The organism is Halorubrum sp. GN11_10-6_MGM (assembly GCF_005435165.1).
Taxonomy (GTDB): domain Archaea; phylum Halobacteriota; class Halobacteria; order Halobacteriales; family Haloferacaceae; genus Halorubrum.
This window is the reverse complement of sequence record NZ_SGUC01000110.1, coordinates 1-577: the sequence shown is the minus strand read 5'-3', so window position 1 is coordinate 577 and position 577 is coordinate 1. Positions and strand designations below refer to the sequence as shown.

Sequence of the window (577 nt, the reverse complement as noted above, 5' to 3'; positions counted from 1 at the left end):
GACTAAGGAGAGCATGCTCGGACCCGGCGATTACGACGATTGGACCTACCTCATTTCGGGCAAGTCGGCGTCGAACCGGCGGTGGACGGGCCAGATCCGCGAGGAACGCCGGCAGCTGATCAAGGACAACGAGCCGGTGATTGAGCCGCCCAAGTCCGCACGGAAGATTCAGGAGTACCTCAACTCCGTGCCTCAGCAGTATTTTGGCCATGGGGCGCACGGCAACCTCCGTCCGTCGAAATTGGACGAGGCGATCTGGACCGTGGCCGACACCATCTCCGAGGAACAGCGCCGCGACCAGGAGCTGCGGAAGCTCTACTGGATGCGGAAATTCCCACAGCCGCTTTACCTGCCCTGCGACCGGTTCCCCAGGTTGAAGTGCGACTACGCGAATCAGGCGATGAACCTGCCGTCCGAGGTGCTCCGCTCCATGTACATCGAGCGGGACTACGAGCTGGACCTCTCGAAGGCGCACCTGGCCTCGTACGTGCCCGTGGCCAAGCGCGAGGGCCTGGACGTGCCGGTTCTGGAGAAGTACCTGGAGGCCAACCTCAACGACAACGAGGACCTCCTGAAG

General features: G+C 62.6%; 1 protein-coding gene. It reads left to right on the top strand.

Annotation, left to right across the window (positions count from 1 at the left end; translation table 11 throughout):
• A partial coding sequence (locus tag EXE46_RS16935) for a hypothetical protein (protein WP_158413969.1) occupies positions 1–577 on the top strand: 577 nt, incomplete at both ends.